Annotated in this window: 21 protein-coding genes; 7 read left to right on the forward strand and 14 right to left on the reverse strand. The window is 38.3% G+C overall.

What is annotated here, in order from left to right; translation table 11 throughout:
• Positions 1-124: 124 nt before the first annotated feature.
• The 11 genes from SPI61_RS05555 to SPI61_RS05605 form a co-directional block, all read right to left on the reverse strand.
• A complete protein-coding gene (locus SPI61_RS05555; protein WP_321137129.1) occupies positions 125-577 on the reverse strand; it encodes a hypothetical protein in 453 nt (150 codons plus the stop codon).
• Positions 561-1,622, reverse strand: coding sequence for a DNA cytosine methyltransferase (locus SPI61_RS05560; protein WP_321137130.1), 1,062 nt, complete (start codon positions 1,620-1,622; stop codon positions 561-563). Before SPI61_RS05560 ends, SPI61_RS05555 begins: the two co-directional genes overlap by 17 nt.
• Positions 1,623-2,933 carry a DNA cytosine methyltransferase gene (locus SPI61_RS05565; protein ID WP_321137131.1) on the reverse strand — a complete coding sequence of 437 codons (1,311 nt, stop codon included), beginning with the start codon at positions 2,931-2,933 and terminating at the stop codon, positions 1,623-1,625. It abuts the gene before it with no gap.
• Positions 2,930-3,175 (reverse strand): helix-turn-helix transcriptional regulator, encoded by a 246-nt coding sequence (locus tag SPI61_RS05570; protein ID WP_311443496.1) that lies wholly within the window; start codon positions 3,173-3,175, stop codon positions 2,930-2,932. The genes SPI61_RS05565 and SPI61_RS05570 overlap by 4 nt, the downstream gene beginning before the upstream one ends.
• 415 nt (positions 3,176-3,590) lie before the next feature.
• Positions 3,591-6,425, reverse strand: coding sequence for an ATP-dependent DNA helicase (locus SPI61_RS05575; protein ID WP_321137132.1), 2,835 nt, complete (start codon positions 6,423-6,425; stop codon positions 3,591-3,593).
• Between the two features lie 116 nt (positions 6,426-6,541).
• The gene (locus SPI61_RS05580; protein ID WP_321137133.1) at positions 6,542-6,727 is read right to left on the reverse strand and encodes a hypothetical protein; all 186 of its coding nucleotides are present in this window, start codon (positions 6,725-6,727) and stop codon (positions 6,542-6,544) included.
• Positions 6,728-6,748: 21 nt separating this feature from the next.
• The gene (locus tag SPI61_RS05585; protein WP_321137134.1) at positions 6,749-7,915 is read right to left on the reverse strand and encodes a class I SAM-dependent RNA methyltransferase; all 1,167 of its coding nucleotides are present in this window, start codon (positions 7,913-7,915) and stop codon (positions 6,749-6,751) included.
• Positions 7,916-8,299: a GrdX family protein gene (locus SPI61_RS05590; RefSeq protein ID WP_321137135.1), complete on the reverse strand. Its 384-nt coding sequence runs from the start codon at positions 8,297-8,299 to the stop codon at positions 7,916-7,918.
• Positions 8,299-9,138 carry a DNA-binding protein WhiA gene (gene whiA / locus SPI61_RS05595; protein WP_321137136.1) on the reverse strand — a complete coding sequence of 280 codons (840 nt, stop codon included), beginning with the start codon at positions 9,136-9,138 and terminating at the stop codon, positions 8,299-8,301. The genes SPI61_RS05590 and whiA overlap by 1 nt, the downstream gene beginning before the upstream one ends.
• Positions 9,135-9,545, reverse strand: coding sequence for an NUDIX hydrolase (locus SPI61_RS05600; protein WP_321137137.1), 411 nt, complete (start codon positions 9,543-9,545; stop codon positions 9,135-9,137). The genes whiA and SPI61_RS05600 overlap by 4 nt, the downstream gene beginning before the upstream one ends.
• A gap of 23 nt (positions 9,546-9,568) precedes the next feature.
• Positions 9,569-10,180 carry a TetR/AcrR family transcriptional regulator gene (locus SPI61_RS05605; protein WP_321137138.1) on the reverse strand — a complete coding sequence of 204 codons (612 nt, stop codon included), beginning with the start codon at positions 10,178-10,180 and terminating at the stop codon, positions 9,569-9,571.
• A 243-nt stretch (positions 10,181-10,423) separates the two neighbouring features.
• On the opposite strand from SPI61_RS05605, the gene SPI61_RS05610 reads away from it, so the two are divergent.
• A complete protein-coding gene (locus SPI61_RS05610) occupies positions 10,424-12,415 on the forward strand; it encodes an efflux RND transporter permease subunit (protein ID WP_321137139.1) in 1,992 nt (663 codons plus the stop codon).
• 6 nt (positions 12,416-12,421) lie between these two features.
• Positions 12,422-14,374, forward strand: a complete 1,953-nt coding sequence (locus tag SPI61_RS05615) for a hypothetical protein (protein WP_321137140.1) — start codon at positions 12,422-12,424, stop codon at positions 14,372-14,374.
• 35 nt (positions 14,375-14,409) lie between these two features.
• Here the strand turns inward: SPI61_RS05615 and SPI61_RS05620 are convergent, their stop codons facing one another.
• Positions 14,410-15,561 (reverse strand): hypothetical protein, encoded by a 1,152-nt coding sequence (locus tag SPI61_RS05620; protein ID WP_321137141.1) that lies wholly within the window; start codon positions 15,559-15,561, stop codon positions 14,410-14,412.
• Positions 15,562-15,721: 160 nt separating this feature from the next.
• Between SPI61_RS05620 and SPI61_RS05625 the strand changes: the two genes are divergently transcribed.
• Genes SPI61_RS05625 through SPI61_RS05645 form a run of 5 tightly spaced genes read left to right on the forward strand, consistent with a single transcriptional unit; the run spans position 15,722 to position 21,073 of the window.
• Entirely contained in the window at positions 15,722-18,370 is a 2,649-nt protein-coding gene (locus tag SPI61_RS05625; protein WP_321137142.1) for a phosphodiester glycosidase family protein, read from the forward strand.
• A 25-nt stretch (positions 18,371-18,395) separates the two neighbouring features.
• Entirely contained in the window at positions 18,396-19,127 is a 732-nt protein-coding gene (locus SPI61_RS05630) for a hypothetical protein (protein WP_321137143.1), read from the forward strand.
• A gap of 1 nt (position 19,128) precedes the next feature.
• Complete coding sequence (locus SPI61_RS05635; protein WP_321137144.1) at positions 19,129-19,386, forward strand: HPr family phosphocarrier protein; 258 nt, start codon at positions 19,129-19,131, stop codon at positions 19,384-19,386.
• On the forward strand, positions 19,386-20,582 hold the full coding sequence (locus SPI61_RS05640; protein WP_321137145.1) for a carboxylate--amine ligase: 1,197 nt from the start codon (positions 19,386-19,388) through the stop codon (positions 20,580-20,582). Before SPI61_RS05635 ends, SPI61_RS05640 begins: the two co-directional genes overlap by 1 nt.
• A gap of 8 nt (positions 20,583-20,590) precedes the next feature.
• Entirely contained in the window at positions 20,591-21,073 is a 483-nt protein-coding gene (locus SPI61_RS05645; protein WP_321137146.1) for a hypothetical protein, read from the forward strand.
• 130 nt (positions 21,074-21,203) lie between these two features.
• On the opposite strand, the gene SPI61_RS05650 is transcribed toward SPI61_RS05645, so the two are convergent.
• Both SPI61_RS05650 and SPI61_RS05655 read right to left on the reverse strand, forming a co-directional pair.
• Complete coding sequence (locus SPI61_RS05650) at positions 21,204-23,702, reverse strand: ABC transporter permease (RefSeq protein ID WP_321137147.1); 2,499 nt, start codon at positions 23,700-23,702, stop codon at positions 21,204-21,206.
• The coding region (locus SPI61_RS05655) for an ABC transporter ATP-binding protein (RefSeq protein WP_321137148.1) at positions 23,665-24,021 on the reverse strand (357 nt) is incomplete at its 5' end. The genes SPI61_RS05655 and SPI61_RS05650, both read right to left, overlap by 38 nt.

Below are 24,021 nucleotides of genomic sequence, written 5' to 3' on the forward strand. Positions count from 1 at the left end.
GTATATTATATTTTTTGGAAAGATAGTCTTTTCCATAGCCATCTTCGTTTTCTTTAATTATTTTTAATTTTTCTTCATATGTTATTTTATTCATTAAAATGCCCCCTTATTTCCGTGTCCGGATTTAAGGGGGCAGTACAGCTACGCCCATTTTTGTTTTATCAATAATAGAAACCACAACAGGTGTTTCATTAAAACAAAAAACAAAATCAATGCCATCCGTAATGATGAGTTTATGACGTAAAGACAAGTAGCGCGCAATCTGGTTCTTGTATGGGGTCGCGTCAAATGGCTCAGCAGAGGGACCTTTTGCTTCTATATATCCATATACCCCCAAAGACACACTATCTTGAACCATCCAGTCGGGCCGTCCCATACGCCCCTGATTCTTAGGCTCTAGTGTGATGTCAAAAGACACATCTGGATTTAAATCATGCGCTATTTGATTAAACATATTATGAATCGGAACTCGGAAAGAAAGTTCCGCTGTATGTTGCCCACCATGTACTGCGGCATTGAATTCACGCTGATAAGCTCTGAGATAACTTTTAATATTTGCATCAAATGCCACTTTCATTCACCGCCTTTTCATAACAGGCAATAATACTGCGCCCGATTTGTTCAGCTAAAACAGGCGGTACAGCATTGCCAATTTGTCGTGCAACATCCACTTTGTTTCCAGTAAAAATAAAATCCATTGGAAATGTCTGCAATAAAGCACCTTCCCTTAGTGAAATACTCCTAGGCTGATCTGGATGACCAAATTTTCCACGTGTAAAGCTATCAAACCGAGCAGTAATTGTTGGAGCGACTTCGTCCCAAGCCATTCTGCCATAAACATTGCGATACCCTATAACTGAACTGTCTACCTTATGGCAATCAGCCCGCAACTCGAGTGGAAGATCGTCCCTTCCTTGCCCTTCTTTCAAGGCGTTTATACGCTTTAAATTTAATTCAGATAACTTATCACGTCTATGCCACGGAATGTTTGGATAATCAGTTCCATCTGCTGGAGGCTCAGGCAACTTTCCGATTATATCTCTAACAGTTATTATTCCTTCGGATACTTCTGGATACTCATACGATGAATGCATATCTTGACGTTCGCCAATTATGATATATCTTTTTCTTCGTTGAGGTACTCCATACTCTTGCGCATCTACGAGTTTAACATGGACACTATAACCGATTGCCTCGACACTTCCTATTAATTCTTTAAGAATTGTCTTTCCTCGTTTTCCACCAAGTCCTGAAACATTTTCCATCACAAAATAGCACGGATAAAGCTCGTTGATTAGTTTTCCGTATTTTAGTACCAAGTCATTTCTTGGATCGATATCGCTTCCTCTTCTTTGGACAGAAAATCCTTGGCAGGGTGGACCACCAGCGAGAAGAAACAACTCGCCTCGTTTTAAATTACACTTTTTTAAGAGGTTACCATTAAGCATATTTGCTATATCGGCAACCTCAGCCGGATGATGAAAATACTGATTATTAGCGTTAATGGTATTGATGCATGTCTGATCAATATCAAAGCTTAGTAAGATTTTATATCCAGCTTTCCCCAATCCGAGACCCAGACCTCCGGCCCCGCAAAAACTATCAATACATGTATATTCCATTTATCTTCCTGCCTTTTTTCTAGTTTTTATTCCTGCAATAACACTAGAGTAAGAACTGCTCACTGGTTCAACAATAGAACTAGGGCTGTTGTTTATTTCTTCTTCTGTGGGAATTGCTGACAAGATTTCAATAAGAACATTTGCTGCAACTGCTGATGAAAGCATAGGTGGAACAGCCTCGCCGATTTGCCTATATATATCATCAGATTTTCCGGTAAAAACAAAACCCTCGGGAAAGCTTTGAAGAATTGCTACCTCACGTGCTGTTAAACCGCGATCCTGCTCCGGGTGAGTATACCGCCCACTTGCAGGGTTTCTAGCATAATGTGTTATTGTAATTGACGGTCTATCCCAATATAGCCGGCCATAAACATCAGAGAAACCTTTAGTTTTATCTAAGCATTCAGGTCCGACGCCGACAGGACGATTTCCACCATCATGAGGGACCTGACGGATAACATCGATTGTACTTTGCTTATGTGCCGCGCTTTTGTGCATTGGATCGTTTGGTGCTGCTACACCAGCAGGTACAACGGGTAAGTGCGAAATGGCATCCCGAACCGTTCTGTACTCTCTGGGCTGTAAGTACCCATCCGGCAAAACAAACTCTTTTTTCATTCCGATAATAATAGAGCGAAAACGCTCTTGCGGAACACCGAAAGAAGCTGCATTGAATATGCTATCCTTAACTATATAACCATTCTCTTCATAGTTCTTTTTTGCAGATGAAAAATACTTCCAATATCTTTGTGAAAGAAATTCTGGAACATTTTCCATAATAATAACTTCTGGCTGAAGTCTCTTTACTATTTCAGCAAAAGCTATAATTAAACTGTTTCGCACATCATCTTCTTCGTTCCAGTGTTTTTTTCTATGGGAAGAAAAGCCTTGACATGGAGCGCATCCAATCAATACCGTTGGCATAGTCGGATCATAGCCGATGCTCGAGAGGCAAGTTTCTAATGCCCCTTCCTCATAGGCTAATTTCGTTATGTCTTCATGAATAAGTGGAGTGCCATAATTGCGGCTGTATGTGGTCGCAGAAACTTCGTTAATATCACAACCGCCTAACATTTTAAAAGCAGGCAAGACGGAGTTTACTGCTGCAAAACCTAGTGAGGTTCCACCTGCACCACAGAAAAAGTCAATTAACTGTATCGGATTATTTTCAAATGCATCTGCTGGGATAGGGGCGAAAGATTTTAAAGATTTCTGAACCGCTCGAACCAGTTCATGTTTTTCGCCTCTTAAATCTACGCATCCCCACTTGCTTTTCTCAGCAAGAATATCCATTATCAAAGAGGTTTTCATTGTTTTGTTTCTCCTTCACTATTTCCTTTGGGCGTGATAACATCATACACGATTTCCATAATATCGCCAACATCACAATTTAGCGTGATGCATATTTTATCCAGAACATCAGTAGTCACTCTGTCATTTTTGCCTAATTTTGCAAGAGCGTTCGTACTAATTCCAGATGCAAGACGTAAATCTTTCTTCTTCATGTCTTTGTCTATAAGTAGCTTCCAAAGCTTTCTATAACTAACAGCCATATTTTCACCTCGTATTGCTTGTGCAGCTCATAATTGTCCCTTATAAGGATATCACAAACGGTCTATAAAATCAATCAAAAATTGCTATTTGCAATTTTATATTGTAAATAGAGTTCGATGTAACTCAACAGTAGTAATGATAAGTAGTAATCAATAGTTAATCTGTATCCTCAATCACATGAGCAAAAACAGTTAATCTGTATTCTCGACCTACCGAAAGCAAATCTGTATTCTCAACCTCTACTGAACAGAGCGGTTGATTTGTTTACGAGATAGCAAAAAGGGATTTCCACCATCCGGCATTTGATTGCCAGGATAGTAGAAATACTTTTATTTCTGGGCATTTTCAGCCTTTATTTACTTACTCGCGATATTAATACTACACTCTCGACTTGCTTATTATTGTCCAAACCTTTCATAAAGAACTTTTTATCTCATTTTTTAGTAAAGCTTTATCCTGATGGTTATTTTTAGGTTTTATTCTTCCAAGAACCTTTTTTTCCACTGTTTGTGTCCAGTATATCTTTAATCTTTTTCTTGCACGAGTAATTGCTGTGTAAAAAATACTATGAGTTATTAACTCATCAATCTCATCAGTTATAACTATTTTTACTGAATCATATTCTAAGCCTTGTGCCTTATGTATTGATACAGCATATGCAACCTGAAACGGAACAATAGTTTTAGACATCCTATCGTCATCCTCATCCTCATCTGTACTCTTGTTTTTATAAACATCAAAACGAATAATAGAATTTCCAGTTGCTCCATTTCCAATAATTTCAAACTTTAAATTATCCACATTAAGTTCAATTAACGGCTTATCTATCTCTACATCAAATTGAATTCTCTCAGTAACTTTTCCTTCATCATATACACGAAAATCCACAATCCTGGCCTTCATATTATTATGAATTACTGGTAGCTGTTCTTTACTTGCACTAAAAAACTGATCAGCAGAATCATTAAATAGAATTGGATCCCCTACTTTATATCGTTGCACACCTCTCCATATTTCTTTGCCACTATTGTTCTGCTGCATAAAGTGATTAATATTATTTATACCGTACAACCCTCCATAATTTAGGCAAAGAATTATTTCATTTTCCTCTGCTTTATTAAATATTGAGGTATCAAGAGTTGCAGAAAATTCTCCAGCTTGTAATCTATCATAAACATCATCTTCCATCTTACGAACATTATTCCATAGTTCGAGCAATTGTCTGCTTTCGCTTCTATATGGTGTTGTTAACTCATAAACCGCTGTTTTCGGCAAAAAGCTACGAACAGCATCAAACCAATTTCCGAATTCAATTGCCTCAATCTGATATGTATCACCAACCAAAACAAGCAACTTAAAATCAGCAAGTTCCAACAATTCTTTCATATTTTTGTTGCTAACTGTACTACACTCATCCACAATTAAAATATCATAATCCCTTTTAATGTTTTTTGCATATTTATTATTGAACTTGGTAATTGTCATAAAATCACAATCCATGGATGCAGCAACTTTTCTTTTAAGATTATTCACAGCTGGATTTGTATGAGCTAAATAAAGCTTTGAATAATTATTGAAAAAATGTGAAATATGATTAATTAAAGTTGATTTTCCAGTTCCTGCGGAGCCATATATTAATGCGACATGTGAATTAGCAAACATATTAATTAATGCTGTTTTTTTCTCGCCTGAATCAATCTGATAATCTGTGGTTTGAAGCCAGTGATTTACGGTATTGGTATAGTTTTCTACTCCACTTTCTGCTAAACTTTTAATTTTTTGTATTACAGTTACTGTATCTTGTTTGTAACTATCGATATAGATAAAATTATTTTTAACGACTAATTTACGCGATTGCTGCTTTTTACTTGCATATAGGCGTTTATTGTATTTTTCAACAAGTAAATCAACATCTTTAAAATCTCCTAATTCATGTTTGCCATTCTCTTCACATTTTTGTAATGGTGTAAAAAGTACATCCTTTTGTTCTGTATTGTTTTTTACAATCCACGCTAATAACTCATGTTCTCGTCCATCCACATCAAGTGAATCAAATAAATCCGACAAAGCAGGAACATGATGTTTTAAAGCAGAACAAAATGGCATAGTATCAAAAGGAATGCACTCATAAGCCAAGTACAAATTTGAAAGCATAAAATTTCCACCTACATATTCGTACTGATCTTCACGATAATTCCGTCGCCAATGTTCTTTATATTGTTCTTTCAGAATTCTATTTGTCATATGATGTAGTAAATATCTAATAACATTGCACCCTGGTTTATTATTTTCAACATAATTTCTGCAGATATTTAAAATATCAAAAAAATGTTTTGATTCTGTTTTGGGAACTATGCTGTCATATACCTTCTGAAAGACTTCATCCGAAAACATTACAATTTCTGATAAACTATATCCTGTTGCTGTTAAATATCGTGTTATATTACGCTGCTCTGCTTTTCCGGGAATAAACCCATTATTATTAATTAGTTTAGTAAAATTAGAAAACTCACATGGACGAATACTTACTTCCCAGTCAACAATAATGCGTATTGGCATTTGTTTTTCAAATAAGTCTATATTATTATCTACTATTGCGAATTTTACTGCATAATAATCTGTAATCTCAATATCTGTAAAAGCAATAATACGGTCCGTTTTGCTTGCCCTGTCATTCGCAGGTATAAATGCAACTTCATAATATATTTTGTTGCCAAAAAAGAAGGGCTTTATTCTTTGCACATAAAATCGATCAAATCTAAACCCATTATGTATAGGAGTGCCATACTGATCCACTTTTTCTGCAATTTTCTCATAATATTCTTTTAAACCATCATCTGTTTCTATTGGGAATTGTTCAAGATTTTCTAATACATTAAAATTATAATTTTCTTGTAAATAATTTTTAATTCTTAAAAGATATTCATAATATTTCAACATCAAACGCTCCGAATTTTCTTCTTCTAAAGTACGATGTGAAACCGAAACTTGCAAAAAATGATGAAATCTTGATAAGTGTCGCAATGAGCTTTCACTCTTTGCATATTTTACTGCTTTTTTTACGTTTTCCTGAGTATCTTCTATGTCACTTCCATTCGCATATATTTTGAGCATAATATGTTCAACAAAATGACGAAGTTGAGAAAGAATATCTTGAGATATCTCACCTCTATTCTTATTATTAATAGCATTTATATGGCGGCATATGACTTTATTACTTTTCAAAATTTGTTCATTTATTTTCAACACTTAAAATCCTCCTTTTCAAATCAAAACTTGAATATTTTATATAATCTTATAATACTTTATATAATCTTAAAATGCTTCAACGCATCCAAAATAGCTTCTTCCTTTTCAATTGAGCACTATGGAACTTTCCGGTTCTCGTTCTTTGAAATATTAAAGTGTTCACTAACTTCTACGACATGCTTTTTCTTAACTTGTGCAATGTACAGAGTGGATATTTTAAACCCAAACTTTTCCAAAACATATTTTTGAATTTGTTTATGTGTTGCCTTGCTTTCAGCACTTGTTAAGTCAATATCATCCATAGGAAGTTATACACTAATATATTACTTTGAGTCCGGTTTGGAAAGCAAGACAATCGTCTCGCAATGCATCGTACCCGGAAACATGTCTATAACATGCACGGCGCTATCTTTGATTTCGTACTCCGGCAGAAGCATTTTTATATCTCGTATTTGGGTTGTATGGTCGCAGCTCATGTAGACGATTTCTTTCGGGGCCATTTCTTTTATTCTCTCGATTAGTTCGGGAACAAGTCCGCTTCTCGGTGGGTCGACGATGACTGTGTCCGCAAGCGGGAGTTTTTCTTTTGCGAGGTCGCCCGTGTCCATCGCTATAAATTTTGCGTTTGTTATGTTGTTAAGTTTTGCGTTTTCGCGTGCGTTAATGACCGAAGGCTCCCAAAGTTCAACTCCCAAAACTTCACTCGCTTTGTCGGCGACAAAGAGGGAGATGAGTCCAACTCCGGAGTATAGATCCAAAATTTTTCCGGTTCTTTTGTTCCCGATAATTTCGAGAGCTTTTTCGGCGCCGTATCTGTTGTTTTGAAAGAAGCCGTCAATTTCCATTTCGTATTTTTTTCCGGCGATTTCCATTACCGGATGAATTTTGGAGGAGCGGTTTCTGTCTTTGTAGTCGGTGAAAAGTTTCCCTGTGTATGTTCCGTCGGTCGACAAAAAATCCCCGTTGTCGGCGCGCCTTATGGTCACAAATTTTCCGCCGGAGATGTTTTCTGTTATGTCTTTATAAAGTTCGCTCGCACCTTCGCCCAAAAGTGTTTCCATGTCCGGAACGTAGATTTTGTTCGTTTTGTTTTCGAAAAGACCCACTTTTTTTCCGGCTTTGTGAAGACGGAGTTTGTTTACTCTATAGTCTTCATTTTTGTGCGGAACTATATTTATTTCCAGATTTAAAAATTTTTTAAAGTTGTTTTTAACGATATTTTGCTTTAGATTAAAACCGAAGTCGTAGTCGAGAGCAAAAAGGGGATAGGCTTCACCCAAAGGATTTTCACCGTTTTTAAAGCGCCTGTTTTGTGAGTAGGTTAAAAATTGTTTTACTCTCCCGAGGTTGAAGTTTTTCTTTTCCTTTGTGATTTCTATTTTGACGATGTCGCCCGGCAGTGCATTTTCAACAAATGTGACTTTGCCGTCTTTTTTCACGACCCCGCGACCGTCGTTTGTTATGTCGATGATTTCTCCTTCGATTATCATCTAAAAGTGGCCCAGTCTTTCTATTGTGCAGACCATTAAGTCGAGGTCCACAACTCTGAAGTCGTCGAGAACTCTTTCAGTCCAGTTCGGCGTTCTTTCCATATTTTGGAATTTGTCGAGAGTTGCAATTGAAAGCTCGATGATTTTCACGCTGTCTTCGTCGAGTGTTTTTCCTTCTTCGATGATTACGCTTTTGTACGGCGTTTCGTTCGGTTTGACCGAGCCCGAGAGAGGGTGCGTCAAAACTTTGTAGCCGGTGTGCACGAGGTCTCTTATTTTCAGGAGTACCGGTTTGTATGAGTGGTTGTCTTCTATATATATTATGTTGAATTTGTCTTCAAATCTTTCTTTAACAAGTTTGTTGTTGGTTACTATTGTCTTCATTATTCCTCCGCCAATTCTATTATTTTTTGCAGCCTGTGATTTATGCCGCTTCGTGAAATTCCGTGGCCATAGAGCATTGCAAGTTCCTTGAGCGATGCGTCGGGGTTTGCAAGTCTCAAAATCGCCACCTCATAGAGGCTCTCATCCAAAAGTTCGAGCCTTCCGTCTTCTTTAAGTTTTTCAATCGCATGTGTCTGTTTTACACCTGCGCTTATCGTCTTTGAAAGGTTTGCGGTTTCGCAGTTTACACGTCTGTTGGTGTCGTTTCGCGCCGATTTTATAACCATTTGCTCTTCGAAATAAAGAGTTTCCGGTATTGCACCGAGAAGTGTAAGTATGTCTGAAATCTCGCTTCCTTCTTTTACATATAGTACTGTTTTTCTGTCCCTTTCAACGGTCTTTGCATTCACTCCGAGGTCGGATAAAACTTTTATAAGTCTTTCCGCTTCGGTTTTGTTGCCTATTGCAATTTCAAAATGGTATGCATCTTTCGGGTCCGTGATTGAGCCTTGCGACAAAAATGCGCCTTTTAGGAATGCACGCTTTATTGCCATGTCGCCGTTTTCGATAAATTTTCCGATGTCCGTGTTACCGATGAAATCCATCGCGATGTAGTTTAAATCTTCGTCCATTTTCGGATGAAAATAAAAATCTTCCATTCGAAGTTCTTCGCCTTTTATAATTATATATTCGTCTTTTTTCGCAAATTCACCGCGAACGGTTTCTTTGTAGACATAGCCCGTCGAAGATAAAAAGCCGATCACGAACGCCGAGTATTCGTCGATTCTTTCGAACTCGTAATTTTTAATTGCAGCTTTCACTCTTCCGGTAAAGTTCATGAGTGAATTTCCTTGTACGCTTCAACCGCGTCTTTTATGATTTTCTTTTCATTCATATAGTTTACGAGTTTCAGAGCCGTCGTGTAGTGTTTGAAGCCGCACCAGATAAAGCCTTCGCTTTTTTGCGGAACGGGGTCGAAACTTAGCGGGTCCATTAAAAACCAGTGTACTTCTTTGTCGGTCATTTTGTTGTTTCGGATATTTTTGTATGAATATCTCATATGTCCGATGTAGAAGAGGACTTTTCCGTCGATGTTCGTTTCCTCTTTCACTTCTCTTACTGCGGTTTCTTCGAGCGTTTCGCCGTATTCAAGATGACCTTTCGGAAGACAGAATGAACCGTTTCTCTTTTTTAATAATAATATTTTTTCGTTGTAGACGATGATACCGCCTGCTGAAATTTGCATAAACTCTCCCTTCTTTTTAAAAATCAAAGCAATATAGTCTTTTCGTAGGCCTCGTTTATTTCGCTCACGTAAGCTTCGATAGACGCTTTGATTGATGAGCCCATAACAATTATAATATAGTCCACAATTTTTTGCGTGTCTATATTTTTCTTTTCGCTGAAATAATCGATAATCATATTTGCAATTGCGCCCGCATACATTTTCGCAAGGAAGTCTTTGAAATCGTTCTCGACAACTTCGTCCATTTCCTCGACTATTGTCTCTATAAGTTTTTCGACGATTTCGTAGAAGTCATCATAAAAGAATTCCTTCAAACCCTCTCGCCCCATGGAGTCGTAGGCGCAATTTAAAATATCGTTATTTGTTTCAATATATTCAATCACAAACTCAATTGCTTTTTTGTAGTCCTTTTTGACGTCGAGATTTTTCACAACGTGAACCGCTTCTTCCTCAAGAGTCCACTTGAAAAGTTCGTTTATACTTTCGAAATGATAATAAAAAGTTTTTCGGTTGACGTCGGCACTCCTTACAATTTCCGAAATTGTAATTTTGCTTAAAGGTTTTTTCAGCATGAGTTTTTTTAATGTCTTTGAGAGATGTTTTTTCGTTTTTATTGAAATCTCTTCATTTTTCATTTTATCACCTATGTATATTATACATTGATATGAATAAATTTTCCATAGTTTGTAAACAATTGACCATCAATTGCCCGGAATTTGTCCCTTTATACACACAAACACTCAATTTGACCGGTTTAAGTTTTGCATTTTCCGGTTATAATACCTTTATATTAAAAAGGAGTGATTTATTTGATAAACTTAATCAAACGGGGGATTAAGCACCCCAAAACTATTTCAATTATTTATGCGGTACTGATTGTGATTTCCATAATCAGTTATCCGAAAATTGAAGTAAACTACAACATAAACGATTATCTTCCGAAAAATAGCGATTCGACAGTTTCGCTCGACAAGATGAAGGAAGAGTATGACGAGCTGATTCCGAATTTGCGGGTCATGCTTGAGAACGTCACTATAAACGAAACGCTAGACATGATAAAGAAAATCGAAGACGTTCCGGGCGTGCAAAATGTTGTTTGGCTGGACGATTTTGAAAGTGTTATGAAGCCGATGGCTTTTATGGACGCGGACAATCTTGAAAATTATTACAAAAACAACAACGCGCTCATGAACATTACAGTTCAGGAAGACAGCATAATAAGTGCGACCGAAGAAATCAGAAAGATTATCGGAGACGACAACAAGATGACGGGCTCCGCCGTAAACACGGCGATTGCAACGACAAACTCGGTTAGTGAAATTAGAGTCGTCACGATTGTCGGAGTTCTCTTTACGATTTTGATTCTTATTTTGACAACTGAGTCGTGGATTGAACCGGTTATAATTTTGATTGGGCTTTTGGTTTCGATTGTCATTAACGCCGGCACAAATTTAATTTTCGGCGAAATTTCATTCGTTACAAATGCTGCCGGAAATATTTTACTCTTGGCGGTTTCACTTGACTACACAGTTTTCGTTCTCCACAGATACAAAGAGGAGAAAAAGAATTACGACGACCACGTCATGGCGATGGAAAAGGCGCTCGAGGTTTCGTTCTCGTCGATTTTATCTTCGGCACTCACAACTATAATCGGATTTTTGGCTCTTATATTCATGCAATTTAGAATCGGACCGGACCTTGGACTCGCACTTGCAAAAGGTGTTTTCATCTCACTTGTGACCGAGTTTACATTGATGCCGATTGTAATTTTAAAGATGGACAATTTGATTGAAAAAACAGAGCACAAAAAGTTTGTACCGAGCTTTAAGAAATTCGGAGAGTTCGTGTTGAAACACAAAAATGCAAATCTTGTAATATTTTTTATAATTATGATTCCGTGTTTCCTCGCTTCGAAAAACAACGCATACTATTTCGGTAACTCTCACATCTATGGCGTGGATACAAAACTTGGAAGGGACACCGTCGCAATTGAAAATGAATTCGGAAAGAGCGACACATATGTGCTTCTTCTTCCGAAGGGCGACCTCGAAAAGGAAAGAAAACTTTCGAGCGATTTGAAAAATATCGACGAAGTTTCAAATATAATTTCGTACGTCGACACCGTCGGCGAAACGATTCCTGAAAATTTCATCGACGGCGATTCTTTGAAAAAATTGAATTCGAAAAATTATACAAGAATGATAGTTTCCGTGAATGCGGACTACGAAGGGGAAGACACAATTAAACTCATTGAAAAAGTGAAGGAAACGGCGAACAGATATTACGGCGACGACTATTATCTCGCCGGCGAAGGAATCTCGACCTATGACCTAAAAAACACGGTCATGGACGATATGAACGTTGTAAACATCATCGCGATTGTTGCAGTGTTCCTCGTGCTTCTTCTTTCGAAGAAATCGCTTTTGATTCCGGTTATTTTGGTCAGTGCGATTGAAACTGCAATATTTATAAATATGTCGGTGCCTTATTTCAGGTCGACGACGATTTTCTATATTGCATACCTCATAATTTCGTCAATCCAACTCGGAGCGACTGTGGACTACGCAATTTTGCTCACGGAAAGATACTGTGAAATGAGAGAAACGCTCGATCGAAGAGATTCCATAAAGACGACTTTGGAAAAGGTGAGCGTCTCGATTTTGACATCCGCTCTCACGATGATTATAGTCGGATTCTTACTTGGAAAATTCTCGACACACGGACTTATTTCTCAACTAGGCTATTTGTTGTCGGTCGGAACGACGGCATCTGTAATTATTGTTTTGTTTGTGCTTCCGGGACTTTTATATATGTTTGACGGACTCATTCAAAAGACAACGAAAAATACAAATTTTGTAAATGAAAGGTAGGATATAATGAAAAATTTTAAGAAAGCAGTCGCAACAATTTGCGCTGCGACAATACTAACACAAACGGCGGTCATCTCCGCCGTAAGCGCACCTCAAAAAGAAGAGGTCGTATATGTAACGATGGACAGCGAAGGAAAGACTGAAAATATAAGCGTCGTAAACATTTTCCCAAAGGGAGGAGTTTTTGACTACGGTGACTATGAGAATGTGAAAATTTTAAACTCGAGCATAGACTTCGAGCAAAGAGGCGACCTCGTCACATTTGATTCGGACAAGGACAGACTCTATTATGAAGGCGATTTGAAAAATCTTTCGATGCCTTGGGACATTAAAATTGAATATTATTTGAACGACGAAAAAATGAGTGCTGATGAAATCAGAGGAAAGGCGGGAGATGCAAGGATTCATCTTTCCGTTAAAGAAAATGAAGATTTCGACCGCGACTTCTACAAAAACTATGCGCTCCAAATTTCTACAAAGCTGAGCACTGCGGATTTTAAAGACATAGTTTCAAGCGAAGCGACAATGGCAAACGAAGGCGAACAAAAACTTTTGAACTTTTTGTCGCTTCCAAACAGCGGGCTTGAAGCGGACATCACATTCACAACCGACGACTTCTACTTCGACGGATTTTCGATTAACGGCGTGAACCTCAATTTAAATGTCGACCTCGACAAATTCGGCATCGATGAAAAAATCGACAAGCTGAATAACGGTGTGACGGATTTAAATGACGGCGCAAAAAAACTCGACGACAATTCGAGTGAACTAAGAACCTCGACTGAAAAAATAAACGACGGCATTGCAAAATATGTCTACGGAAACAAAAAGCTCATCGAAGGGGTCGCATCGATTGAAGAGGGCTTTGACGGAGTTGACAATGCGCTTAATGCAATTGTCGCAAAAAACGATATGCTCACAAATTCGTCGGAGCAATTTTATGCGGCGCTTCAAAAGATGGGAAATATGACTATAAAAATCGGAAATATGCCGAGCGAAATCGTCGAACTTTCAAAGGCGTCGAGCGATGTTAAGACAGTGCTTTCAACTCTTTCAAAAGGCACTGAAGATTTGAGCCGTGGAACAAGTTATGGCGCATATTCGAAAAAGCTCGAAGAAAATGATATCAATTTAAAGGCGCTTGAAACGGGAAATGTTGCGCTCATAAAAGAGAGTGCGGAAAGAATTGCGGCTTTAAAGAGTTCGCTCGAAAAGGGTGAGATGAGCGATTCCGAAAAGGCGAGAGCGATGGCGGAAATCGAATATCTCCAAAAGACAATCGGCGCTTTAAAGAAAAATACGGAAATGCTCGGCGGTACGAAATTATATTTCGACGAACTTAACAAAGGCGCAAAGAGCATAGAAGGCGGCGTGAAAAAGCTCGACGGCGGATATGCAAAAATTGACGGCGGCATAAAAACTCTTGCAAGTTTTGCAGGCGAAAAGAATAATGATGCAAATGAAATGGCTGCAAAAAGAGTTAAAGAAATGACTGAAAAATATGAAGAATTAAACGAAGGAATCAAGTCATACACAGACGCTGTGAAATCTGTTCAAGAAGGTGTTTCAAAAATCAGCGGAGGCAAAGACGTTTTGAAATCAAATATTGGCGAACTCGATAAAGCCGGCGACATGGTTTTAGACGGAACGAAATCTCTTGAAAGCGGTGTAAAAAAATACACCGAAGGCGTTTCAAAACTTCACACGGGCACCGAAGAACTTTACAGCAAAACAAAAAATATCAAGGGCGAAGTGAAGGACAAGATTAACGAAGAAGTCGGAAAGAACTCAGACGGGGAAATAGAATCTTTCGCATCTTCGAAAAATGAAAATGTGAAATCCGTTCAATTCGTTATAAGAACGGGCGAAGTTAAAAAACTTCAAAAGGAAAAAGTTGTTCCGGAAAAAATTGAAGAAAAAGCAGGTTTTTTCGAAAAGCTCGCAAATCTATTCAAATAAAAAAGGGGATGTTCGTTTGAACATCCTCTTTTGATTTAGAATAATGAAAATAGTTTAAACAGCAAGTTTGCGCTTATGCCGGCGCAAAGTCCGCCGATTGTGTGGCTTAAGATTGCCTTTCCCGTGAGTTCTCTTGCTCCGAGACTGTCCATCATTGCGATGTGCGTTGAAAGATAACCGCTCCAGCACATGCAGATTGCTGTGAAGACTGCGATTTCGTTCGGACCGACAAGATTTTGCTCTACGAGATTCGGCACGAGACCCATTGCGGCACCGGCACTTCCGAGTGCAGTTATCGGGACGGCGATGGATTCAGGATTTGTAAATCCGAAAAGCGGTTTTATGATGAAAGAGATTTTTCTTCCAAGCCATGGAAGAAATGCAACTCCTTCGTTTGCGCCTCCTGTGTAGCCTTGAGGTCCGGGACCGTTTGTCAAAAGAAGAACGAGACTGCAGATGATGACTACGCCCGGAATGATTTCCATTCCCATTTCAACGCCGTTTTTACCGCCGTCGATGAGAGAGTTTATAACTCTGCTTCCCACAGCGCCTTCTCTTACGAAACGCACTTTGTGGTCGCTTATTTCTTCGTAGTTACTGGAGTAGTCGCTTGTGCCGTAATATTTTTTCGTAAACGTGAGCATGAGTCTTACACTCACGATTGAGCCGATGATTGCACCGACATTTCCTATGAGTGCGGCTTTTATTGAGCCGTCGATTTTAAGACCCATCATCGTGGTTGTAATAATCAAACCCATTCCGAATGATGTTCCGATATTTGTGAGCGCCGGCAATTGGTACTTTTTAAAATATGTCAAAAAGTTTTTGTCGCGCGCCATCGAAAGGATCGCCGGATTGTCCGAAAGATAGCAAGTGATGACGCCGAGACTTGCAGCGCCCGGAAGATCGTAAACAGGACCCATAAGTTTTGAGAGGGCTCTGTCGATAAGAGCGATTACTCCGAACTCCGACAGGATACTACTCAAGGCTCCCGCCAAAACGGCAATCGCCATTATGTAGAAACAAACTTCCATTATCAATCTGTAGGCGCTGTTCATAAGTGTGTTTATCATATTGACACCACCCATGACGCTTCCTATTGCTATAAATATTGCGAGAAATACAACTAAAAATATTACTACTTCGCGGCCGAGCGCCGGAACCATTTTATAACCCTTTTGCTCCATATGAACCTCCAGATTTATATTTATATAATATGTATATTTTATCACAACATATTTCTAATGTCCATATAAAAACAAATTAAATTTACAATAGTGTTACGGATTTCGGTTTTGTTTGCCCGTGTAAACGAAAAATGATATAATGATATTCAGGAGTGATAAAATGCATATAAATAAAAAAATTATGTCCGCAGTTGTCGGACTTTTGATGAGCGCAACGCCGATTATGGCTGCGCCGCAATTTAAATATATAGAAAAAAAGGAAACTACAAATCTTGCCGAAGGACTTACCCACGAATTTATTACGAGTTTTACGTCCGACGGTTTCAGAGGAATAAATGTTTTAAAATTCAATTTGAGCGAAAGCAGTTTGAGACTCGTTCCGCTTTTTAACAATACGACCACGGGAAAAGGCATGGCGGTTTCAAAAATGGTTCAAAATAAAAATGCGGTTGCCGGAGTTAACGGAGACTTTTTTAATTACAAACCGTTTTTCCCGCTCGGCATTGCAATTGAAAACGGCGAACTTATAACTTCGAATTCCGATGCGTCAAATCCTACGCCGTCAATCGTTGTCGGCAAAGACAATTCGCTAACACTCGGAAGAATCGAAGTTTCGATGAGCCTTAAATTGGGCGACAAGACTTTGCCCGTCGGAATGGTTAATAAACCGAACAACTACGGTTCGACCGGAATTTATACAAGTCGTTGGGGACAAAAGACGAGGGGCGGAAAAGCAAACAGCCAAACCGAAGTTGCGATTGAAAACGGAGTTGTAATCGACAGACTCGACCAAGGCGGACCGATGAATATTCCGAAAAACGGATATGTTGTCAATATAAAAGACGGAATGTATTTGCCGAGTGTTGGTGAAAGCGCTGAATTTGTCGTAAGCGGAATAAATCTCGGCGAAACGAAATTCGCAATCGGTGCCGGCAGTCAAATTTTAAAAGATGGCGGGGCTGTGAACACACACATAAATATTTCGGGAAGACACCCGAGAACCGCGATCGGTTTTAACAAAAACACGCTCGACTGTGTGATTTTGACGGTCGACGGCAGAAGCATTTATCACGGAATGACCACAGCGGACGTTTCGGAGCTTCTTCTTTCGATGGGCATGACCGACGGATTTAATTTAGACGGAGGCGGCTCGACGACGATGGCAATAAAAAATGTAAACACGGACAAAGTCGACGTTGTAAACTATATCGAGTCCGAAAGAGCAGTTGCAAACGGAGTGGGCGTTGTCAGCACTTCCGAAAAGGGCGCACCTGCGAAAATCGAAATCGAATCGGACTTCGACAAAATTTTTAAAAATTCTTCAAAACAGATAAATATAAAAGTGTTTGACGAAAAGGGCAATCCTTTGAAGGTGAACCAAGCGGCAATCGCTATTTCGTCAAGCGTTCCTGCAACTATAAACGGCACCTGGTTTAAACCGACGGCTCCGGGAGATGCGACCGTGAGCGTGACTTATGGAAATTTGAGTGCGACGAAAAATGTGAAGGTGCTCGACGCACCGGCCGCGCTTCTTCTTCCGAAAGACACGATTGCACTTGGAAACGGCGGCAAATACAAAATGCCTGATGTGACGGCAATCGATGCGGTCGGAAATCGCTCGACAATAAGAGCCGAAGAACTTTCTCTCAATGTTGTCGGCGGCGTCGGAACGATGAGCGGAACCGTTTTTACGAGAAACAAAAATAACGGAAACGGAGCAATCGAAGTTTCGTTCGGTGGCGCAAAGAACAGAATTATAATTTCAAAAAGCGCTCGAAAGGAATCGATAAATGCTCTTTCAAACACGACGGGACTCTCCGCAAGCGCAAAACCGAACGGCGCAAGGGCAAGCCTTCAACGCATAAAGGACAAAAAATCGCATTCGGTTCGCCTTTGGTACAATTTTGAAAAAGTGACGGACAGCAAAACCGCTTCGATGAATCTCAAAAACACACGTCTTCCGAATGACAGCTCGGAACTTTCGATTTTTGTTCGAGACATTGAGGACCAAAAACTCACCGCAAAAATTTCGATTGCGGGCGAAGATATGGAAGTGGATTTTACAAAGCATCAAACGATCGACGACTTCAGCGAATGGAGAGCAAAACTTCCGGGTGAAAACGGAATCTATGTAAAGAGCATCGACATTTCCGAGTCCGAAGGAAAAGGCACAAAGGGAAATGTGGACTTTAAATATCTTGCGGCCGTTGTGTCGCCGGATACCTCAAAGATGTACAACAATCTGAGAATGGATTTTATGGACCACTTGAGAAATGACAATCTGAACTCGTCGGACATCGCAATTGTCGTTCGCGGCACAAAGGCTTCGGGGGCGCTTGTAACAAAGAACACCGAAAATCACAAAGTCGTGAGTGTTATGGGCGGAGTTGTGAACGCAAACAACATCACGAAAAACAGAATCACAACCGACAACAACACAATTATTGCAAATTTCAAAAATAACAAGGGCGGTCTCAGAGCGACTGACATAAATCAATGGAACGAACTTTTAAATTCGGTCAAAACATCCGCAGCCTCAAACGTAATCGTCACGATTGACGGCGGTTCAAAGGATGAGCTCGGACTTATAAATCCGATTGAGAGGGAGTTTTTGAAAGAAACGCTCGAAGAAATGGTAAAAGCGGGAAAGAGAGTTTTTCTAATAACGAATCTTAAACATCCGACCGCTTCGAGATTTGAAGAAGGCGTTCGATATATGAATATAAATCCCGCTGAAAACGAGATTAATATTCTTAATATTAATAGAATTGGGGATAATGTAATTTATGGAATTTCAACAAAGAGATAGTGTTTTGATCGACAGAGCACGAAATTTGAAAAAGGTCTTTATTGTAGCTTTCGCACTTATTTTTGCAGGTTGCTCAAAAACAGAAGGACTTGAAAAAATTGAAAAGAGTTTTATCGAGCCGACTTATGCCGCCGTCGTCACAAGAGAAAGAATTGCGGAAAAGCCGAGCTACGAATGGATCACAGAAAGCGCAATTAAGAGGGAAGCCGGAGAAACGAAAGAGTTTTTAAGACAAACTCATATCTACGACAGCCCGACCGCCGATGTTGAAAGCGACAGAACCGCATATTACTTCAGCGCTCCGGAGTACGCTTACAAAAAAAGCGACACAAAGGACAAATGGTCAAAGACTGAGGACGCCGAAAAAGATGACTACGAAGTTGTTATGGGGCTCTTTAAAAATTTAAAGGGACTTCTTGAAAAAATAGACGAAAGCGAAGAAAAGGAAAATGCACCGCATATTGATTCGGTCTATAGAGTTAAGGAAGATCCGGAAAAGCTTTCTGAAATGGATGAGTTTTTTGAAAAGCTCAAGGACAATGACAGCGTGTCGGTGGAATTTGCATTCGCAAAAGCTGAAGACAAGTATTACATCGCTAAAGTTACAGTTGAAGCAAGTAAAAATGATATTACACAATATACAAAGGAATTCGTCGTCGGCGACTTCGATTCCAGAGAACATATCGAAACACCGCTCGACCTTACAAAAGTTCTTATAAAGGACAATGTTAAAAAATTTGATGTGAAGGAGAAATAAAATGATTGAAAGAGAAATTGAAATAAAAGACCCGATCGGCATCCATGCACGCCCGGCTGCACTTCTTGTGAAGGAACTGAAAGAATTTAAGAGTGAACTGAAACTTGAAAAGGACGGAAAAGTCGCATCTTCAAAAAGTTTGATTCAAATTATGGGGCTTGGCGCAAAACAAGGCGACAAACTAAAAGTCACCGCGGAAGGCGAAGACGCTGAAGAAATGATGAACGCATTTCTTGAATTTGCGAAAGAAAATTTATAATGGATTTTCTTCCGGTAATTTTGGGAACGGACAACAACGCCTACTCGATGGCGCGCTCCGTTCATATGGCATACAACAAAAAATCCGTTTCGCTCGGAGTTAAGAGGCTGAAATACACAGACGCATCGAAAATCGTCGAGGTTATAACTTACCCCGACTTTGATTCGACGGGATTTATGAGCGGCATAAACGATTTTTTAGAAAACAAACTTAAAAACTACGGAGATGTGAAGCCGATTTTAATTCCTTGCTCCGACGGTTATGCGAAACTTGTGATTGAGCATAGCGACGAACTTTCGAAGAATTTTCTCTTCAATGTCCCGAGTCTTGAGCTTCAAAGAAAACTCGAAAATAAAATCGACTTCTATGACATTTGCGAAAAATACAACTTGCCATATCCGAAGACTTGGGTCATAAAAAAAGCCGAAGAGTTCGGTGCGCTCGAGCTAAAATATCCGATTGCGATAAAAGCGAACGACTCGATTTCGTATGCGGCGCTTTCGTTTGCCGGAAAGAAAAAAGCATACAAGGCGGACACGAAAGAAGAAGCGAAAAACATCGTGGACACAGTTTACAAATCGGGCTACAACGGCGAACTCATAATTCAGGATTTCATTCCGGGAGACAGTAAAGTGATGGGCGTTTTAAACGCTTATGTAAACACAAAGGGCGAGGTCACTCTCATGAGCTATGCGAAGTGCGTGCTCGACGAATGTCTTCCGACACAAATCGGAAACTACAACGCGCTTTTCTCGATCGACAATCCGGAACTCTACGATATGGTCGAAAAGTTTTTAAAGGAAATCGGTTATCGCGGCTTTGCGAATTTCGATTTTAAATTCGACACGAGGGACAATAAATACAAACTCTTTGAGATAAATTTGAGACAGGGAAGAAGCTCATTTGTCGTCACGGCGGCGGGGGAAAATCTTGCGTATCATTTGATTGAAGACGTATTTTACAAAAAAGATTTGCCGCAAAAACGCGTGAAAGACCATGCGCTTTGGCTCTTCTGTGCGAAATCCGTTTTGAGAAAATATGCGGACAAAGAAGACCTCGAACTCATAAAAGACTATATAAAAGATGCGGCGTACACCTGCGACTACAAAAAGGACAGAACGCCGAAGAGAATTATGCACCACTTGAGGCGCATATTCTCAACGAAGAAATATTATCCGAAATATATGGGAAGATAGGTGAGAAAATGGAAAAAATGACAATAAGCCAAGCGATTTTTAAAGTTTCGGAAATTCAAAGCGAATTGAACGAAAAAAGATATGCACTCTCGTCGCAATTTTTCGGACCGGTCACAGTGAACGGAAAAAAGATTGTGGACGAATCGAAAAAAGAAAAATTGATTGAACATATTGAAAGACTTGATAAACTAAACGAAGAAATTGCAGTTCTAAAGGAAAAAATCGCCGAAAAAAATCTGGAAAACAAAATTGACGGAAAAAGCGTGACATATGTGCTCGAAATACTCCGCCAAAAAAGAGCGATGATGAACTCGCTTGAAGCAAACTTGAGAGACACAAGAACATCCGTTGAATCGGGAGTCGGCGCCGTAACATACGCACCGTATGACGAAAAGAGCATAAGAGAAAAATACGAAAAACTGAAAGAGGAAACATTCAGACTCTCCTCCGAAGTCGACAGAATAAATTCTACAACATATATTGAAATGTAAAAGCGTGCCGAAAGGCGCGTTTTTTTGTGGTGCGGGGAAATAAGAATTTATAAAATCGAAGTTAAATAAAAAGCGAGCCCTTGAGCTCGTTTTTTATTTAAATATTTTTGTATTCCTGACATTAATATTTTTACAAGTCTCTTATCCTATCAACAAGACTGTCCCTGCTATGCTTTTCATAGAACCTGCCGGTAAATATTATCCCGATAATTATATTTACAAAGTTTACAAGGATAAGAGGCATGATTACAAATTTATAAGAAGTCCACTTAGTTTGTTCCATAAAACCTATCAAGATGTATTTATCTACAAGAAGCATAATGATGAAAGAAAATACTAAGCCACCTAAAGAATAGATCAAATTCTTTTTCACCAAATATTTTTTAATATTTTTCTTTGTCATTCCAATTGCTTCAAGGATTGATAAGTTCACCATGTTTCGTAGTATTTCAGTAGCAATAACATTAATAAAGTTAAGGACAGATATTAAGAATAATACTATGGATAAGCTGTACCCGGCAAATTCTATTAGATTTTTGAAATCTTTAAAAGACTTTATCTGAAGATCTCTTGAATCGTAGGAAAATCCTGATTCATTTTCAAAAGATTTTAATAACTTATCAAAATTTTCCTTTTCGCTATCTTCAACATCAAATCCATAGGACATTATACTTCGATCTCCTGTAAGCTCTTTATACTCAGTCGGATTCATATAAATATATTCCAAACCTAAAGTAGGACTAGATTCGTCGTTTATATCTTCCTTAACCACAAGAAAATATCTAAGACCATTTGAAAAATTATAGTCAATCTTGCCCATCACTTGGACTTCTTTGACCTTATTTTTTACATTGATTTTTATTCTATCACCGGTTTTAAATGCAGACTTTTTATCTCCTTGTTCTCCTATAATAATATAATTTCCTGTTTGCCATTTTTCTTTATCGAAGTCTCCGTCTATAAATTTTTGTTTGTTTATTAAATAGTCATCCATACCAAATAGAAGTGGTGCAACTTTGTTATCTTCTATTTTAATTTTTGGATAAGTGTGCTCATAACCGGAGGAGTATAAAGCTCCCCCACTTTTAAAGCCCTTATAGTTTTCTATCTCATCAATAAACTTTTTATCAATTCCTTCTTCACTACCTAAATACATATACCTAAAATATTTTGGGCTTGCTATATTATAGTCTGTTGTAATGACATCTGAAACGCCCTTTTCTAAATCAATATTACCGGTATAAGTTAAAACGCTGTTTAAAATAACAGCAGATAGACTAATAGAAAGAACTATCGAAATAAATCTAAATTTATTGGAAAATACTTGTCTTCTAGCAAGCTTGCCCAAAGAAATATCCTCGCTTTTATATTTCTTTTTTATCTCGATTTCATTGTATCTGCTGGCATCTATTGGAGAAACTTTTGCTGCATACCTTGCAGGTCTCATAACTGATAAAAATACTGTAAGCAAAGTAAATGCTGTTGAAAATAAGATAATTAATATTATTACTGCGAGTGATAACTTTACATCTATTAGCATCTCATTACTTGCAAATATTTTATTTAAAATAACTTTTCCAATAGAAATCCCTACTATATCTCCAACTATTATTGCTGGAAGAGAGGCTGCTAAAGACTCAAGATGAACAAGTTTTTTGATTTGTGGCTTCGTCATTCCAATTGTTTTTAAAAGTCCCAGAAGTTTAATATCTTCATTTACGGATATTTTAAAAATATTGTTTATTATTAAGTATCCTGCAACCATGACCAAAATTAAAAAAGCTAAGAAGGGTAGAAATGTTTTAAAATCAAAACTAGAATCACCGGATAAAAGATAGGCAAAGTTAACGCCAATCCTTATTTCCTTATCGGATAAATTTCCGGGATAATCTACCACTTTATAACCATTTCTCTCTGCAATTTTTAAAAGTTTATCCCTTATCATAAAGGAATTCTTTAGCATTACTTCCAAATCTTTATTATTTTCCGGAAGTAATAATTTATCTATATAAGCTTTTGATAAATAGATTTGTCCTACACCAACGTTGGAGTCAATAGGATTTTGAAAAGTCCCCGATATAATAAATTTCTCACTTCTATTTTTGATAATTTCTCCTGTGTAAGGTTTTTCTATAGTGAAAGGAACTTCTATCTCTTCTCCAATTTCTCCTTTATAACCTAACTTTTTTGCAGTTGCTAAATCTATAAATACGTCGTTTTCTTTTTCAGGAAATTTCCCTTTAACTTTTTCTATTAGAGACCATTCGAATCCTTTCTTATCCATATAAGATAGTTCTGCCATAACTTTTTCATCATCAAGAATTCCAACTTTCTCTATTATTGATAATTCCTCTATGTCTTTATCTTTGGATAAAATATTTATGTCTTTGTCAGAAAGTTCTTTAAAAGAGCCATGGCTGATTGTGCCAATAGTTTTCATCGTTTGGTTTTCCATGCTTTTCCCTAAACCTAAAGCAACTGAAAATAGACTTGTAAAAAGTATAGATGTCAAGGCTATTGCTAATAAGAGAATATTTCTCCTGCTTTTATTTGTATTTAAAATATTTTTTGCAAGGTGCCTTATATAAGCTTTATTTTTGACTTTCATTATTTTCCACCAGCTTTCCATCTTCTATCCTTAAAGTTTTTTCTGCAGCTTGAGCGACAGCATCATCGTGAGTAATCATAAGAATAGTGTTTCCAAGCTCTTTATTAATCTTTTTTAGTAAGTAAACAACTTGGGAAGAAGATTTTGAATCTAAATTTCCTGTAGGTTCGTCAGCTAGAATTAAAGATGGTTTGGTAACCAAGGCTCTTGCTATGGCAACCCTTTGTTGCTGTCCACCAGATAATTCATTAGGCATTTTATATTTTTGATCACTTATTTCTAGAATGTCTATTACGGAATCAACATATTTCTTATCTACTTTGTCCCCATCAAGACCAAA

Source organism: Ezakiella sp. (genome assembly GCF_034180565.1).
In the GTDB taxonomy this organism is placed as follows: Bacteria; Bacillota; Clostridia; order Tissierellales; family Peptoniphilaceae; genus Ezakiella.